Source organism: Burkholderia sp. 9777_1386 (assembly GCF_015712265.1).
GTDB classification, from domain to species: Bacteria; Pseudomonadota; Gammaproteobacteria; order Burkholderiales; family Burkholderiaceae; genus Burkholderia; species Burkholderia cenocepacia.
In genome coordinates, this window is sequence record NZ_JACCQB010000072.1 from 14,231 (window position 1) to 29,435 (window position 15,205).

The following is a 15,205-nucleotide window of genomic DNA, read 5'->3' on the forward strand; positions in this document are numbered from 1 at the left end:
CGTCGCATGGTTCAGCGCGCGTCCGTCCGTGCGGCCGACAGGAACGCGGGCCGTTCGCCGCCGCCGTCGAGTCGCAGGTTCGCGCCCGACGTGTACGACGCGTCGGGCGATGCGAGGAACAGGCAGGCGGCGGCGACGTCGTCGGGTGTCGCGAGCCGGCCGGCGGGAATCGTCGCGCGAATCGCGTCGAGCGCGGCATCGTCGCCGTAGTGGCCTTCGGTCGCCGCGTCGGTCTGCACGAGGCTCGGGCTGATCGCGCACACGCGCACGCGCGGCGCCCACTCGACCGCGAGCGACGTGACCGCGTTGACGAGGCCGGCTTTCGCGGCGCCGTACGCGGCCGTGCCGGGCGACGGTCGCGATGCGCTGACGCTCGCGATGAACAGCATCACGCCGCCCGTGGACTGCGGCTGCATGATCGCGTTCACGCGTTGCGCGAGTTGCAGCGGCGCGATCAGGTTCAGCCGCACGATTGATTCGGTGAAGCGCGGCGACGCATCGGCCGCGAGCGCGAACGGCGAGCCGCCCGCGTTGTTGACGAGCACGTCGAGGCCGCCGGCCATGTCGCGAATCGTCGCGAGCATCGCGTCGACCTGCTCGATGTCGCGCAGGTCGGCCGCGACGAAGGCAGCCGTGCGGCCATTCGCCGACGGCGGCGTATCGGGCGCGCTGCGTCCGCAGACGAACACGCGCGCCCCGGCCGCGAGGAACCGTTCGGCGATGCGCCGCCCGATGCCCTTGGTGCCGCCCGTCACGAGCACCGTCTTGCCGCTGTAGTCGAATCCGTTCATCGTCGCCTCCGTTTCGGTGGACCGATGATAGGAACAAGTGCGCGCGGCTTCGTAGTCTGAAAGGATGATGCCGGCCTGCGCCGGCGGCGCAATCATCGTGGCAGGCATCCATCGAACGACGAAGGAGACAATCCGCGATGACGACCCCCACGACGCCGCCGGCCGGCATCTTCACCGACGTACCGGGCGGCATGCGCCTGCATCATTTCGAGGCGGGCGAGGGCCGGCCGGTGGTGTTCATTCACGGCAGCGGGCCGGGCGCCAGCGGCTTCAGCAACTTCAAGCACAACTATCCGGCGTTCGCGGCGGCCGGCCATCGCGCGATCGTCGTCGACCTGCCCGGCTACGGGCAGTCGTCGAAGCCGTCCGACGTCGCCTATACGCTCGATTTCTTCGTCGGTGCGCTGCATGCGCAACTCGCCGCGCTCGGGATCGGGCCGGCCGTCCTGCTCGGCAATTCGCTCGGCGGCGCGATCGCGCTGAAATACGCACTCGACTACCCGGACGAAGTGGACGGGCTGATCATGATGGCGCCCGGCGGCGTCGAGGATCGCGACACCTATTTCCGGATGGAAGGGATTCAGCGGATGGTGAAGCTGTTCACCCATCGCCAGATGAATGACGACACGATGCGCGAACTGCTGACGCTGCTCGTGCACGATCCGGCGATCGTCACCGACGCGCTCGTCGCCGAGCGGATGAAGGTATGCGTCGAGCAGCCGACCGAAGTGCTGTCGACGATGAGCGTGCCGAACCTGACCGCGGCGCTCGGCGATCTGCGCAGCCCGGTGCTCGGTTTCTGGGGTACGGACGATCGCTTCAATCCGGTCGGCGGCGCGCTGACCTTCCTCGAACGCTGTCGCGATGCGCGCTTCGTGCTGATGAACCGCTGCGGCCATTGGGTGATGGTGGAGCACGCCGATTATTTCAATCGGGAATGCCTCGATTTTCTTGCGGCGCGGAATACGCGATAACGCCGGATGTGCTCGAAGGCGCCCATCCGAATACAAGGAGACGACATGAAACTCATCGAAGAACTGTTCGACCTGCGCGGCAAGGTGGCCGCGATCACCGGCGGCGCGCGCGGTATCGGCGCCGAGACGGCGCGTACGCTGGCCGCGGCCGGCGCGAGCGTCGCGATTCTCGACGTGCTGTCGCAGCCGGCGCAAGCGCTGGTCGAGGACATCCGCGCACAGGGCGGCCAGGCTGCATTCTGGTCGCTCGACGTCACGCACGAGGCGGATGTGGCGCGCGTGTTCGACGAGATCGTCGCGCGCTTCGGGCGCCTCGACGTGCTCGTGAACAACGCGGGCATCGAAGGGCACAACGTGCCGACGCACGAGCTCACGCTCGCGCAATGGCAGCGCGTGCAGGACGTGAACGTCAACGGCGTGTTCCTGTGCACGCGCGCGGCGATTCCGCATATCGACGCAGCCGGCGGCGGATCGATCGTGAACCTGTCGTCGATGTACGGGATCGTCGGCGGCCCCGACGTGCCCGCGTATCACGCGTCGAAGGCCGCGGTGCGGATGATGGCAAAGGTCGACGCGATGCTGTACGCGGCGAAGAACATCCGCGCGAACTCGGTGCATCCCGGCTATATCCGCACGCCGATGCTCGAGGACGCGTTTCGCCAGATGGGCCAGGACCCCGATCGCGCGTTCGAGTACATGCAGACGCACGTGCCGATGGCGAAGATCGGCAATCCGCGCGATATCGCGGCCGGCATCCTGTATCTCGTGTCGCCGGCAGGCCGCTACGTGACGGGCGCGGAGCTCGTGATCGACGGCGGGTTTACCGCGCGCTGATACGGCGCGCTTGCGCAACGGAACAGGAGACAGGCAGTTGAAAGTGCTCGTGGCAGTGAAACGCGTGGTCGACGCGAACGTGAAGGTCGGCGTGAAATCCGACCGGACGGGCGTCGATATCGCGAACGCGAAGATGTCGATGAACCCGTTCGACGAAATCGCGGTGGAAGAAGCGGTGCGGTTGAAGGATGCTGGAGTCGCGACCGAAGTGGTCGCGGTATCGGTGGGTGTCGCGCAGGCGCAGGAAACGCTGCGCACGGCGCTGGCGATCGGCGCGGATCGCGCGATTCTCGTCGAGTCGAATGAAGGCGTCGAACCGCTGGGCGTCGCGAAGGTGTTGAAGGCGCTGGTCGACCGGGAGCAGCCGCAATTGGTGATACTCGGCAAGCAGGCGATCGACGACGATGCGAACCAGACGGGCCAGATGCTCGCCGCGCTGGCCGGTCTGCCGCAGGCGACGTTCGCGTCGAAAGTCGTGATCGCCAACGGCCATGCGACGGTGGCGCGCGAAGTCGACGGCGGCGCGGAAACGCTGTCGCTGACGCTGCCGGCGGTCGTGACGACCGACCTGCGCCTGAACGAGCCGCGCTACGTGACGCTGCCGAACATCATGAAGGCAAAGAAGAAGCCGCTGGAAACGGTGAAGCCGGAAGACCTCGGTGTGGACGTCGCGCCGCGTCTGAAGACGCTGAAGGTGAGCGAGCCGCCGAAGCGCGCGGCCGGCGTGAAGGTGCCGGACGTGCAGACGCTGGTCGGCAAGCTGAAGACCGAAGCCAAGGTGCTGTAACAGGGAACGCAACGAAATGACGATTCTGGTAATGGCCGAGCACGACAACGTGTCGATCAAGGCCGCGACGTTGAATGCGGTGGCCGCGGCACGGGCGCTGGATGCCGCGGGCGTCGGCGATGTTCACGTGCTGGTCGCGGGCCACCACGCGCAAGCGGCGGCCGATGCAGCGGCAAAGATCGCGGGCGTTTCGAAGGTGCTGCTGGCCGATGCGCCGCATCTGGCCGAAGGCCTGGCGGAAAACGTCGAAGCGACCGCGCTGAACATCGCGAAGGACTACTCGCACATCCTCGCGCCGGCCACCGCGTACGGCAAGAACGTCGCGCCGCGTATCGCCGCGAAACTGGATGTCGCACAGATTTCCGAGATCACGGCTGTTGTATCGGCCGACACGTTCGAGCGCCCGATCTACGCGGGCAACGCGATCGCGACCGTGCAGTCGGGCGATCCGGTCAAGGTCGTCACGGTGCGGGCGACCGGCTTCGATCCGGTTTCGGCGGAAGGCGGCAATGCGACGGTCGAGAGGATCGACGCAGCGGCAGACGTCGGCACGTCGCACTTCGTGAGCCGTGAAGTGACGAAACTGGATCGGCCGGAACTCACCAGCGCGAACATCGTCGTGTCGGGCGGCCGCGGACTGGGCAGCGGCGAAAACTACACGAAGGTGCTCGAGCCGCTGGCCGACAAGCTGCAGGCCGCGCTCGGCGCATCGCGCGCGGCAGTCGACGCCGGCTACGTGCCGAACGATTACCAGGTCGGCCAGACCGGCAAGATCGTCGCGCCGCAGCTGTACGTCGCGGTCGGCATTTCGGGTGCGATCCAGCACCTGGCCGGCATGAAGGATTCGAAGGTGATCGTCGCGATCAACAAGGATCCCGAAGCACCGATCTTCAGCGTGGCCGATTACGGTGTCGTCGGCGACCTGTTCACGCTCGTGCCGGAAGCGGTCGCGGCGCTCTGACGATGCCGCTGTTCGAATTCAACGGGATGCGGCCGCGCGTCGATCCGTCCGCGTACCTCGACCCGAGCGCGGTCGTGATCGGCGACGTGACGATCGGCGCGCGCTGCTACATCGGCCCGCATGCGAGCCTGCGCGGCGACTTCGGCGCGATCGTCGTCGAAGACGGCAGCAACGTGCAGGACGGCTGCGTGCTGCACGTCGGGATCGGCGAGACCTGCCGGCTGGGCGTGAACAGCCACATCGGCCACGGCGCGATCGTGCATGGCGCGACGCTGGAGCCGGACACGATGATCGGCATGAATGCGGTCGTGATGGACGGTGCGACGATCGGCGCAACGACGATCGTCGCGGCCTGTGCGTTCGTGAAGGCCGGCTACGACGTGCCGCGCGGCGTGCTGCTGGCGGGCATGCCGGCGCGTGTCGTACGCCGGCTGAGCGGCGCGGAGATCGACGCGAAGGCGAATGGCACGCGGATTTATCAGCAACTGGCGGCGGATTGCCTGAAGACGATCAGGCCGATCGTCGATTGAGTAGGGTGGCGCCGGGAGCCGCCCCGGGATCCATGCGGCGTCGCGCCAGAACGCGCGAAATCCTTCCGCCGTCGCGACGCATGCCGGCTTCCGTCGAGGTTGCGACAATCGATGCGCTTTTACGCATGCGGGTCAATCGGGACGATACCGGATCGATTGCGTCATGCATCGCCATTGGCTTAAGATCGTCGGGAAATCATCCCACGCCTTCAGCGTCAATGAAAAAGAGCATAAGCCTGCGGGTCGCCATCATCGCTTCGGCCGTTGCCGTGTACAGCATCTACATGCATGTCCAGCAGTTGATCAGCGGCTGCATGTGGGTCAGGGGCCATCAGCGCTGCAGTTTCGAAAACAGTACGAATTTCGAGGGCTGGATGGATCTGGACCTGATGATCACCTGCTGCTGGGTCGCCGCGGCCGTGGTCGGGTGGATTTCCGTTGCGCAGGGCACGAAAAAACCGGGTTAGCGGCCCACGCACGTCCTCGTTAAACGGGTACGACATGGCCGCTCGATCGGGCCGAGCCTGTCAATCCGTGACAACGCGCATTCGCTGCCTGGTCGCGACGGCGCACGCGATGCGTTCGAGCCGGACATGAACGCGTGAGTCTGCGCCGGCAGACGCCGTCATCGCGGTCCCCGGCGAGATGGGCGTCAGCGCGCGGGTCGCGCGAGGGGAGGTTCCCGTGCAATTTCCGACAGGATCGGTGGTCGCGCTCAGTTCGGCCGCCGCGACGATGTTCTCGATGGGCATGCTGTTTCTCGGCTACTGGGGGTTGCACGAAGCGCTGCCCTGGCGGTTCGGCGACTACGTCGTGATCGTGCCCGCGCTGGCGGGTTTCGCGTGCCTCGCCAGCGTGCCGTTTCTTGCCACGTCGCCGATGAAAACCCCCGACGACGAGTCGCGAATGTTCGTCGCGCGGCGCGTGTTTCTGTGCGGCGCAGGCGCCGTGTGGTGCGCGATCGTTGCTTCGCTGATCGTGTGAGAACAGGCGGACGAGACGGTTTCCGGCGCAACCCGGCGAACGCATCCTGAAACGTCTTACGTGAGGCCGGAACCCTCGGTTTTCACGCCGCCACGACCGCTTTGCTTTCCCCGATCGCGTGCACTAGATTCGAAGCGTTCGTCTGTTTCAGAGCGCGAGGTGGAGCCATGACGCCGTGGGAAATTCAGGGAACCGAAATGATCAGTTGCAATTGCTCATACGGTTGCCCTTGCCAGTTCAATGCGCTGCCGACCAACGGCAACTGCGAAGCGATGGGGGCGATTTCGATCGACAGCGGCCACTACGGCGACGTGGTGCTCGATGGCGTCAGGATCGCGGTGGTGTTCCAGTGGCCGGGCGCCGTTCACGAAGGCAAGGGCAAGTGCCAACCGATCGTCGACGAGCGTGCCAGTCCGGCACAGCGCGAGGCCGTGCTGAAGATCATGACCGGTCAGGATACCGATCCGTTCGCGACGATGTTTTCGGTGTATGCGTCGACGCTCGAGCACGCGTTCGAGCCGATCTTCACGAAGATCGATTTCGACGTTGACGTCGATGCGCGGCGCGGCCGGATTCACGTGGACGGTGTGTTCGACGCAGCCGGCGAACCCATCCACAATCCGGTGACGGGTGCCGAGCACCGTGTGCGGATCGACCTGCCGCACGGTTTCGAATACGAGCTGGCCGAGATCGGTTCGGGCACGGGGCGCTCGCAGGGCAACATCGCGCTGAATCTCGACGGAACCTATGCGCAATTCGCGCGGCTGCATCTGAACAACCACGGGCTGATTCGGCATCGCGCCGCGGCATGACGCCGTTCGACACCTGGCTCGCCCGCGAGCGCGCCGTCACGCTGATCGGCATGGCCGCGCTCGTCGGCCTGTGCTGGTTCTATCTGTGGACGGGCGCGGGAACCGGCATGTCGGCGCGGGAGATGACGACCGTCGCGCTGTTTCCGCATCGGCTGGCGGACGGCATGGGCAGCATGGATCCGCCTCTACCGACCGTGATCGCGATGTGGTGGGTGATGATGATCGCGATGATGACGCCCGGCGCGGCGCCGCTCGTGATGCTGTACCGGCGCGTGCTACGGCAGCACGGCGACGGGGCGACGGGATCGGCGTTCACGTCGGTGGCGCTGCTGGCCGGCTATCTGACGACGTGGCTCGCGTTCTCGATCGGCGCGGCGCTGCTTCAGGCGCTGCTGCAACCGGCCGGGCTGATCTCCGCGATGATGCTGTGGTCGAAGAGTGCGCGCCTTTCCGCGATCGTGCTGGCGCTGGCCGGGCTTTATCAATTCTCGCCGCTGAAACGCGCGTGCCTGCGGCAATGCCGGGCGCCGGCTGCATTCCTGGTCGCGCACTGGCGCCCGGGCGTCGCCGGCAGTTTCCTGCTGGGCGTGCGGCACGGCATCGTTTGCGTGGGCTGCTGCTGGTTACTGATGGCGCTGCTGTTCGTCGGCGGCGTGATGAACGTGGTGTGGATCGTCGCGTTGTCGCTGTTCGTGTTCGTGGAGAAGGTGCTGCCCGGTGGCGAGCGTATCGGCCGCGTGCTGGGTGTCGTGCTGATCGCGTGGGCCGGTGCGACGTTGATCGTGTGATGCGTGGCGCTGGCTGGCGACGGAAACGCGCTGGCTCGACGGGAGATGCTCGATGAAGACCTGTTTTCGCGCTGTCGTCGTGTCGTGCGCGATGGCGACCATTGCCATGCCGGCGCTCGCCGGCGGCGACATGCCGGGCATGAACGCAGGCGACGCGACCATGTCGGCGTCGAATGCGACGCTGACCGATGCCGAAGTCAAGGCAATCGATGCCGGCCGCAGGCTCGTGACGCTGAAGCACGGCGCGCTCGACAACATCGGCATGCCGCCGATGACGATGGCATTCAAGGCCGGCGACGTGGCGATGATCCCGCCGCTGCATGTGGGCGACAAGGTTCGGGTTCGGGTGGAAAACGTCAACGGCACGCTGACGATCGTGAAGCTGGTGAAGCGGCCGTGACGAGGATGCTGCCGGTTTTTCCCGGTCGGTGCTACGTAACGCGGGGCCGGTGTTACGTCAGCGCGATCGGAATGCCAGGACGGGACGCGCCGCGACGCACGATCCGCACGCGATGTGCCGTGACGCGCAGTGCGGCCCGGACCGCGATCGAAAGGCGATCGTGACAATGTGAAGGAGGCCCACGGAGATGGCACGCTAGATGCTTGTTGACGTGATCGAGCTGAATAGCGAACGGGGGCTTCCATGCACAATCACTTCACCAAGGCGAACGTTTCACTCGCCGCCATTGCCACTGCGTGTGCGCTCGCGGCGTGCGGCGGCGGTGACATTACGGCGCCGACGCTGGCCGGCAACACCATCGGGACGAGTACGAGCGGGACGAACGGAACCGGTGGTACGAGCGGGACCAGCGGCACGAGCGGGACGAGCGGGACGAGCGGGACGAGCGGGACGAGCGGGACGAGCGGCACAAGCGGGACGAGCGGCACCAGTGGCACCAGTGGCACCAGTGGCACGAGCGGCACCAGTGGCACGAGCGGGACCAGTGGCACAAGCGGAACCAGTGGCACAAGCGGAACCAGCGGCACGAGTGGAACCAGCGGTACACCCGGCACCAACGGCATCATCAGTTCCGTCGGCGCAGTCGTGCTGGCCGCGGGCTCGACGCTCGGCGACGTGACACTGCCCGGCGTCGGCAAGACCATGACGGCCGGGCCGGCCGACACGGTCACCGGCGTCGGCACGCTCATCCGCGACACGACGAATGCCGTGAGCAACGGTATCGGCCAGATCGGCTTCACACCGAACCCGGTCGGCACGACGGTGACGGGCCTCGGCACCCTCGTCGGCTCGACCAGCAACCCGGTCAACGGTCTCAGCGAAACGGTGAAGGCGCTCGGCTCCGGCCCGCTGTCGCCGCTCGCGCCGATTACGACGCCCGTCGGCGGTCTACTCGACACGGTGGCCGGCGGCCTGAAGTCGGGCGGCACCATGCTCGGCTCGGCCCTGTCGTCAGGCCCGGTCCAGCAGGCGACGCAGGCGCTCAGCACGGCGATCACGCCGCTCGTGACGACGGCCGGTCAGCTCACGCAGCAGGCCGGCACCGCAACGGGCCTCGGGCAGCCGGTCGCGGGCCTGCTCGGGCAGGTCGGCGGAGCGATCACGTCGGCTGGATGGAAGGTGACGTCCACGTCGCCGCAGCCGATCGTCGGCGCGGTCGGCGGTCTCGTCCGGGCGGTCGGCAACACGGTGACCAATGCGGGCGGCCTCGTGAACCCGAGCGGCCCGAACGGCGCGGTGCCGGTCGCCGGTCTGGTGACGAGCGTGGTCGGCGGCATACCGGCGACCGTGCACGGTGGCGCCGAGACCGGTGCGAGCGGCGGCGGCTCGCCGCTGGGCGCGCTCGCCAACCCGCTCGCGCCGGTGACGTCGCTGGTGGGTGGCCTGCTCGGCGGCGCGGTCGGCAAATAGCCGGCTCGTGCCGATCGCCATGCGGGAACCCGGCCGCATGACCGGAGACGACGGCCATCGGTCGTCTTCGGTCCCGGCCGGGACCGGCGATGGAGCCTGAAACCGCGGCCCGCTACCTGCGCGTGTCGCCGGGCTTCGACGGCGGCCGTGCGAGCCCGCGCGCCGGCAGCGGCGTCGACATCACGATCGACGTGCGCGTTTCGCCGTACAGGTTGATGCGTTCGATCAGTTGTTCGAGATGAGCCATGCTGACGGCGACCAACCGCATCACGTACGAATCCGCCCCCGTCACGTGATGGCATTCGACGACTTCGGGAATCGTCTCCAGCAGCTTCAGGAACTTCGCTTTCGCCGGTTGCTGCACCGTGATGCCGATCAGCGCGCTCACCGGATAGCCTGCCGCGGACGGGTTGATCCGCGCGGTGTAGCCCTCGACCACGCCGGCGGCTTCAAGGCGCTTCACGCGTTCCGTCACCGCCGGCACCGACAGGTGGACCTGGCGCGCGAGCTCCGTATAGCTGATGCGTCCGTTGTCCTGCAACAGCGCCAGTATCTTCCAGTCCAGATCGTCCATCGCGGCGGGCGTTTTTAAGGTGGAGTGCCTATTTTTCCTTAAAAACCGTATTCAGCGGGGGCCGGACTTTCCCTACGATGCCTGTTCGATCCACTGGATGCTGCAAGGAGCAGGCGATGCTGTTCATCAAATCCGTCGTGATGGGGTGGTCGATCGCGGCGCCGGTCGGCCCGATCGGCATGCTGTGCATTCAGCGCAGCCTGAGCCGCGGCTTCCAGGCGGGATTCGCGACGGGCGTCGGCGCCGCATGCGCCGACGCGATTTACGGCCTGCTCGGCGCGCTGGGCGTTGCGGGCCTCGTCACCGCGTTCCCGATGCTGACCGTCGCCCTGAAAATCGGCGGCGGCGCGTTTCTCGTCTGGCTCGCGTGGACCATCGCGCGCCAGGCGCCGGCCGCGCCGGCGGGGCAACGCGAGCTGCCGCGTACGACGGTCCTGCGCGATTTCCTGACGACGTTCGGCCTCACGCTGTCGAACCCGATGACGATCGTGTCGTTCGTCGGGATCTTCGCGGCGCTCGGCCCGCTGCCGGGCACGCAGGAAGGCGCGATGGAGGCCACCGTCGGGTCGATGGTCGCCGGCGTGTTCATCGGTTCGGCCATGTGGTGGCTGTGCCTGAGCGGCGCGAGCGCCGCGCTGCGCACGAAGCTGTCGTTCGGGTTCATGCACGGGCTGTCGCGCGTGTCGGCGGCGATCGTCGCGGGATTCGGCGCGATCCAGCTGGTCGCGGGCGTGCGCGGACTGATCTAGACGCGCGGGGCAGCGCAGCGATCCCGGCCGATGCCGATGTCGTTCCCGGGTGCGGTTCTATTCATCGCCGGCTCCATTCGATGCGTGCAGGTGCGCGTGCACGAAGCGCGCGATTTCCTGGCTCAGCTCGATATCCTCCGGCGCGCCCATGAATCCGCCGTGCGGCATCCCCTCGAACACGTGCAGCTCGGTCGGCACCTGCGCGCGTCGCAACGCGCGATGCAGGCGCACGGCGTTCGACAGGAACAGGTCGCGCGTGCCGCTCTGGATGAAGGTCGGCGGGAAGCCGGCGGCGAAATCGCCGAACAGCGGCGACAGGTACGGATGCGCGAGATCGGCGCCGTTCGCGTAGAGCAGATTGTTCGCCATCAGCGGCCCCGGCAACACGACGTCGACCAGGCGGTTGGTCTCGAAGCTGTCGCCGGATTCGGTCAGGTCGGCTTCCGGAGACAGCAGCACGAGCGCGGCCGGCAGCGGCAGGCCCTCGTCGCGGGCGCGCAGCACCATCGCGGCGGCGAGATTGCCGCCGGCCGAACGGCCGCCGATGACGACGTGTTCCGGTGCGTAGCGCTCCAGCACGTAGGCATAGGTCGCGATGCAGTCGTCGAGCGCGGCCGGATACGGATGCTCGGGCGGCATCCGGTAGTCGACGCCGTAGCAGCGCACGCCGAGCCGGTCGGCCTGCATCTGCGCGCCGGCACGGCACGCGGCGCCACCGCCGACGACCAGCGCGCCGCCGTGCAGGTCGATGGTCGCATAGGCGCTGGAAGCCTCGGCTTCCGGTGTCGCGACATGCACGTCCGCATCGCCGACGCGGATCGTCTCGACGCTCGAACGCAGATAGCCGGCGAGCTGCTCGACCGCGGCCGCGTAATGTGCGTCGGCGCTGGCCTTCACGCGCATCCACGCGTCGATATCGTCCGGGGCCGGCATCACGTGCAACGCGTTCAGCGGCACGCCGTCGTCGCCGGTCAGGCGTTGCAGCGCGGCGCGCGCTTCGTCGCTGATCGAGGTCGGGAAGGGAACGACACGGCTCGGCAGTACGACGCCGTCGGGTTTGTCTTTCATCGCTCGGGTTCCGTTCGGTGCGTCAGGCGGCCGACGGCCAGTGACGCAGCATCACGTCGAGCGCATCGAGGCTGCGCGCCCACGACGCGTCGGAATCCGGCGCGCTGTGCGAGAAGCCGCCGGCGCTTTCGAGCGTCACGTAGCCCATGAAGAAGCCGCCGAGCAGGCGGATCGCATGCGCCTGTTCGGTTTCCGGCAGGTCGTAGCCGCGCAGCACCGCCGACGTCATCCTGACGAGCTGCCCGCCCGCGCTTTCCGCGGCCCGTTCGGCGCTCACCGGATGGCGCGCGGCCGCAAAGCGGCCCGGATGCGCCCGCGCGTAGTCGCGATAGACGTTCGCGAGCGCGGCCAGCGCGTCCTTGCCGGTGCGGCCGGCCAGCGCGTCGGTGGCGCGATCGGCCAGCTCCTGCAGCGCGAACAGCGCGATCCGGCTCTTCAGATCGTCGAAGCTCGGGATATGGGAATACAGGCTCGCCAGCTTGACGTCGAAATGCCGCGCGAGCGCCGCGCCGGTGAGCAGCTCGAAGCCGGTTTCATCGGCGAGCCGCGCGCCGGCTTCGACGAGCTTGTCCACGGTAATGCCGGCACGCGCCATGACGAATGCTATGCGGATTAGTCAAAAAACTAATTCTATTAGGTTTGGCCGCGATGTCAATTTTCCGCGCGTGCCGGCGTGGCGCTTCATGCGGATGCGTGAGCTCGTCAGAACGTATAGCTGACCTTGCCGAACGCGGTGCGCCCGAGCGTGTTGTAGCCGTACGCGGTCATGTACTGCGGGTCGAACAGGTTCGACAGCGACGCCGACACGGTCAGGTGCGAATTGATCCGGTACGACGCGCGCAGGCTCACCGTCAGGTACGACGCCAGATACTGCCGGTTGGCCGGATCGTCGAACGTCGAACCGCCGTACAGCAGCGACGCGCCCGTGCTCAGCGCATGCAGCTTCAATTCGTCCCACGTGTGGTCGACGTTCAGGCTGACCGTCTGGCGCGGCCGGCGGCTGAGCCAGGTCTGGTTGGTCTCGTCCTGCGGATTCAGGATGCCGACCGCGATGCTCACCGGCGTTGAACGGCCGATCGTCCCCTTGTACGACAGGTCGATGCCGCGAATGTGCGAACGGCCGATGTTCATCGGCGAGAACGTTGCCGGGTTGTAGGCGATCAGGTTGTTGACGCGCGTATCGTAGATCGCCGCGGTGAAGGTGCCGTACGCCGTGTTCGCGTCGAGCGCGGCCTCGACCGACGTGCTGCGTTCCGGGCTGAGGCTCGGATTGCCGTAGCCGGGATAGTACAGGTCGTTGAACGTCGGCAGGCGGAATGCATTGCCGTACGACACGCGCGCCGTGTAGACCGGCGTGATCGCCCACGACAGCGCGGCGTTGCCGGTGTTCACCGCTTGCCCGGCGACGATCTCGTGACGACCCGCGACGAACATCGTCACGCTGCCGAGCGTCGCCGACTGGTGCAGCGAGAACGCGGAATCGTTGCGCGTCGGTACGCCACCGGGAATGTCGACCGGCAGGAACGCCTGTTCGCGCGTGAAATCGTAGGCGAGCTTCGATTCGCCCGACAGCGGCAGGCCGAACAGATGAAATCCGTGCGCCTGATGGGTCAGCGACGTCGACGTGCTGATGCGTTGCGAATTGATCTGGTCCGTCGCGAGGGCTGGGTTGTCCGCGTAGATGAACTGGCGGTCGTTCGCATAACCGAACGACTGGTCGAATTGCGTATCGGGCGTGATGTCGAGATGGAACGCGACGCCGGTCGTCAGCTGGTGATCGAGCTCGCGATTCGCGTAGCCGCTGTTGTCGTAGGACAGGTCGGAGCGGTGGTACAGCGCGAACGTCGAGATCGACCAGTTGTCGCGCGCATAGCCGAGCCGCGCGTCGAGATCCTGCGCGTGATACGGATTGCGGCCGTCTTCGTGACCGTAGAAGAACGGCCGCGTCGCGTCGATGCCGGCCGTGTTGTAGTCGTGCAGCCCGAGCGAATAGGTGAGCCCGCCGAGCGCGGCCAGCGGCCCCGTCGACGGCACTGTGCCCGACGTGCGGAACCGCGTGTCGAACGTCTTGTTCGTGCCGCCGCCGAACGACACGGTGGTCTGGTTCGGCTGTTGGGCGGCGCGGCGCGTGAAGAGTTGCACGACGCCGCCCATCGCGTTGTTGCCGAACGACGCGGCGGCCGGCCCGGAGATCACCTCGACGCGCTCGAACGCGTCGGTCGGCAGGTCGGCCCACGGCGCGATGCCGGTGGTCGGCGAGCCGATCCGGATGCCGTCGATGAACACGGCGACCTGGCTCGCCGACGAACCGCGGATGCTGACCGACGCGGACGAGCCGGGCCCGCCGTTCTGCGCGACGGTCACGCCCGGCAGCGTCGCGAGCGCCTGCGTGATGCTCGGGTCGGCCGGCGACAGCCGGTCGAGATCGTCGCGCGTGAGCACCTGGGTCGACGCGTAGCGCCGGTCGAACGATTCGGGCAGGTGCCGCGTGTCGGTCACGCTGATCGTCGGCAGGTCCGCCCCTTCCGCGGGCCCGGCGGGCTGCGCAGGCGCCGTGTCGCCCGCCGCATGGGCGAGCGGGGAAAGCAGCGCGGTGGCGGCGGACGTGGCGAGCAGGTGACGAAGGTTCATGAGACGGCGGGACAAAGCGAGTAGCGGGTACGGCGATCGTGAGCGGAGGGCGGACAAGCAACGGATGCCGACGGCGTGTCGGTGCGACGCTTCCGGCCGGGAAGCGGATTCGGGAACGATGGACATCTGGTGGATCCTGAGGTCGGGTCGTCCATGCAACGGGCGACCACCCGGGGGCGGCGCCTGGCGCATCGGGACACCCCGCCCGGTGCGGCTGCCTGGACCTCGGGTCGATGGCAGGTCTCCTGGCTCGCGGGTCGTCGTCCGTGCGGGCCTTCCCGGTTTCCCAGTGGCATGCGGTGGCACGGATTCGCCGCTCACAGTTGCGGGGGCAGCCGCAGCTTCGAGGCGTTGCCTCGCCTGCGTTCCCTTTTGATCCCGTCTCCGGGAACCATCAGCGCGCAAGGGTAATGGCGTGCGCTCGGGCACGTCAATCGTCCGGCTGCCTGCGGATGCGAAAAAACGTCATTGTCCGGCGTCAGCTTTCCGGATCCTTTCGTTTCATGCGCGCGGGCCGTGCGTCTGGTCTGACGAAACGCGGCGAGCGCGTGCCCTCGAGCCGGAACCGGCTCGGCGCGTTGCGCGGGCCGCGCTTCCCTCGACAGCTTCCCGTTCGAACCTGCCGCTCGCGTGCGCGATCTCGTTCAAACGGGCGAGGCGGAACCCGGGCGCGTATTGCACCGTGTGGATATCGCGGGTTCGAGCTGAACGGCCCGCACTCGATGACAGCAACCATCTTGAGACAGCCCATGTCATGCGCAATTGAAATCCGGCTGCCAACGCTCGCCAGTGCGAGCGATGGCGTTGAGCGTGATGAGCAGCTTGCGCATGCATGCGACGAGGGCGACCTTC

The 15,205-nt window shown here is 67.4% G+C and carries 17 protein-coding genes, 1 pseudogene and 1 riboswitch; of the genes and pseudogenes, 12 read left to right on the forward strand and 6 right to left on the reverse strand.

Translation table 11 applies throughout. The features are described from left to right. Nucleotides 1–11: 11 nt before the first annotated feature. Entirely contained in the window at nt 12–791 is a 780-nt protein-coding gene (locus H0X91_RS31685; protein WP_006483021.1) for an SDR family oxidoreductase, read from the reverse strand. A 137-nt stretch (nt 792–928) separates the two neighbouring features. Here H0X91_RS31685 and H0X91_RS31690 point away from each other — a divergent pair, with 137 nt between their 5' ends. The 11 genes from H0X91_RS31690 to H0X91_RS31740 all read left to right on the forward strand — a co-directional run bounded on the left by H0X91_RS31690 (nt 929) and on the right by H0X91_RS31740 (nt 9,331). Beyond that, nucleotides 929–1,765 carry an alpha/beta fold hydrolase gene (locus H0X91_RS31690; protein WP_006483031.1) on the forward strand — a complete coding sequence of 279 codons (837 nt, stop codon included), beginning with the start codon at nt 929–931 and terminating at the stop codon, nt 1,763–1,765. 45 nt (nt 1,766–1,810) lie between these two features. Further along, complete coding sequence (locus H0X91_RS31695; protein ID WP_006483065.1) at nt 1,811–2,599, forward strand: SDR family NAD(P)-dependent oxidoreductase; 789 nt, start codon at nt 1,811–1,813, stop codon at nt 2,597–2,599. 37 nt (nt 2,600–2,636) lie between these two features. Continuing rightward, entirely contained in the window at nt 2,637–3,386 is a 750-nt protein-coding gene (locus H0X91_RS31700) for an electron transfer flavoprotein subunit beta/FixA family protein (RefSeq protein ID WP_196433657.1), read from the forward strand. Nucleotides 3,387–3,402: 16 nt separating this feature from the next. Beyond that, on the forward strand, nt 3,403–4,347 hold the full coding sequence (locus H0X91_RS31705) for an electron transfer flavoprotein subunit alpha/FixB family protein (RefSeq protein ID WP_062885544.1): 945 nt from the start codon (nt 3,403–3,405) through the stop codon (nt 4,345–4,347). 2 nt (nt 4,348–4,349) lie between these two features. Beyond that, on the forward strand, nt 4,350–4,877 hold the full coding sequence (locus tag H0X91_RS31710) for an acyltransferase (RefSeq protein ID WP_034202303.1): 528 nt from the start codon (nt 4,350–4,352) through the stop codon (nt 4,875–4,877). Nucleotides 4,878–4,957: 80 nt separating this feature from the next. Further along, nucleotides 4,958–5,344 (forward strand): hypothetical protein, encoded by a 387-nt coding sequence (locus tag H0X91_RS35495; RefSeq protein ID WP_369719009.1) that lies wholly within the window; start codon nt 4,958–4,960, stop codon nt 5,342–5,344. Nucleotides 5,345–5,561: 217 nt separating this feature from the next. Next, nucleotides 5,562–5,861, forward strand: a complete 300-nt coding sequence (locus tag H0X91_RS31720) for a hypothetical protein (RefSeq protein WP_011547642.1) — start codon at nt 5,562–5,564, stop codon at nt 5,859–5,861. A 167-nt stretch (nt 5,862–6,028) separates the two neighbouring features. After that, complete coding sequence (locus tag H0X91_RS31725) at nt 6,029–6,673, forward strand: DUF1326 domain-containing protein (protein WP_006491659.1); 645 nt, start codon at nt 6,029–6,031, stop codon at nt 6,671–6,673. Beyond that, complete coding sequence (locus H0X91_RS31730; protein WP_006494795.1) at nt 6,670–7,461, forward strand: DUF2182 domain-containing protein; 792 nt, start codon at nt 6,670–6,672, stop codon at nt 7,459–7,461. Before H0X91_RS31725 ends, H0X91_RS31730 begins: the two co-directional genes overlap by 4 nt. Nucleotides 7,462–7,513: 52 nt before the next feature. After that, entirely contained in the window at nt 7,514–7,861 is a 348-nt protein-coding gene (locus H0X91_RS31735; protein WP_060263940.1) for a copper-binding protein, read from the forward strand. A gap of 243 nt (nt 7,862–8,104) precedes the next feature. Beyond that, complete coding sequence (locus H0X91_RS31740; RefSeq protein WP_196433658.1) at nt 8,105–9,331, forward strand: collagen-like triple helix repeat-containing protein; 1,227 nt, start codon at nt 8,105–8,107, stop codon at nt 9,329–9,331. Nucleotides 9,332–9,443: 112 nt separating this feature from the next. On the opposite strand, the gene H0X91_RS31745 is transcribed toward H0X91_RS31740, so the two are convergent. After that, nucleotides 9,444–9,905 carry an Lrp/AsnC family transcriptional regulator gene (locus H0X91_RS31745; protein WP_006483067.1) on the reverse strand — a complete coding sequence of 154 codons (462 nt, stop codon included), beginning with the start codon at nt 9,903–9,905 and terminating at the stop codon, nt 9,444–9,446. A 116-nt stretch (nt 9,906–10,021) separates the two neighbouring features. On the opposite strand from H0X91_RS31745, the gene H0X91_RS31750 reads away from it, so the two are divergent. Continuing rightward, entirely contained in the window at nt 10,022–10,654 is a 633-nt protein-coding gene (locus H0X91_RS31750; RefSeq protein ID WP_196433659.1) for a LysE family translocator, read from the forward strand. A gap of 57 nt (nt 10,655–10,711) precedes the next feature. Here the strand turns inward: H0X91_RS31750 and H0X91_RS31755 are convergent, their stop codons facing one another. From H0X91_RS31755 to H0X91_RS35500, 4 genes and pseudogenes are all read right to left on the reverse strand, one after another. Beyond that, on the reverse strand, nt 10,712–11,722 hold the full coding sequence (locus H0X91_RS31755; RefSeq protein WP_058903151.1) for an alpha/beta hydrolase: 1,011 nt from the start codon (nt 11,720–11,722) through the stop codon (nt 10,712–10,714). 22 nt (nt 11,723–11,744) lie between these two features. Beyond that, the gene (locus H0X91_RS31760; RefSeq protein WP_080331704.1) at nt 11,745–12,317 is read right to left on the reverse strand and encodes a TetR/AcrR family transcriptional regulator; all 573 of its coding nucleotides are present in this window, start codon (nt 12,315–12,317) and stop codon (nt 11,745–11,747) included. Nucleotides 12,318–12,424: 107 nt separating this feature from the next. After that, entirely contained in the window at nt 12,425–14,353 is a 1,929-nt protein-coding gene (locus tag H0X91_RS31765; protein WP_196433660.1) for a TonB-dependent receptor domain-containing protein, read from the reverse strand. Between the two features lie 218 nt (nt 14,354–14,571). Then, nucleotides 14,572–14,764, reverse strand: a riboswitch (cobalamin riboswitch). 341 nt (nt 14,765–15,105) lie between these two features. Continuing rightward, nucleotides 15,106–15,205, reverse strand: a pseudogene (locus H0X91_RS35500) (IS110 family transposase); the annotation flags it as partial.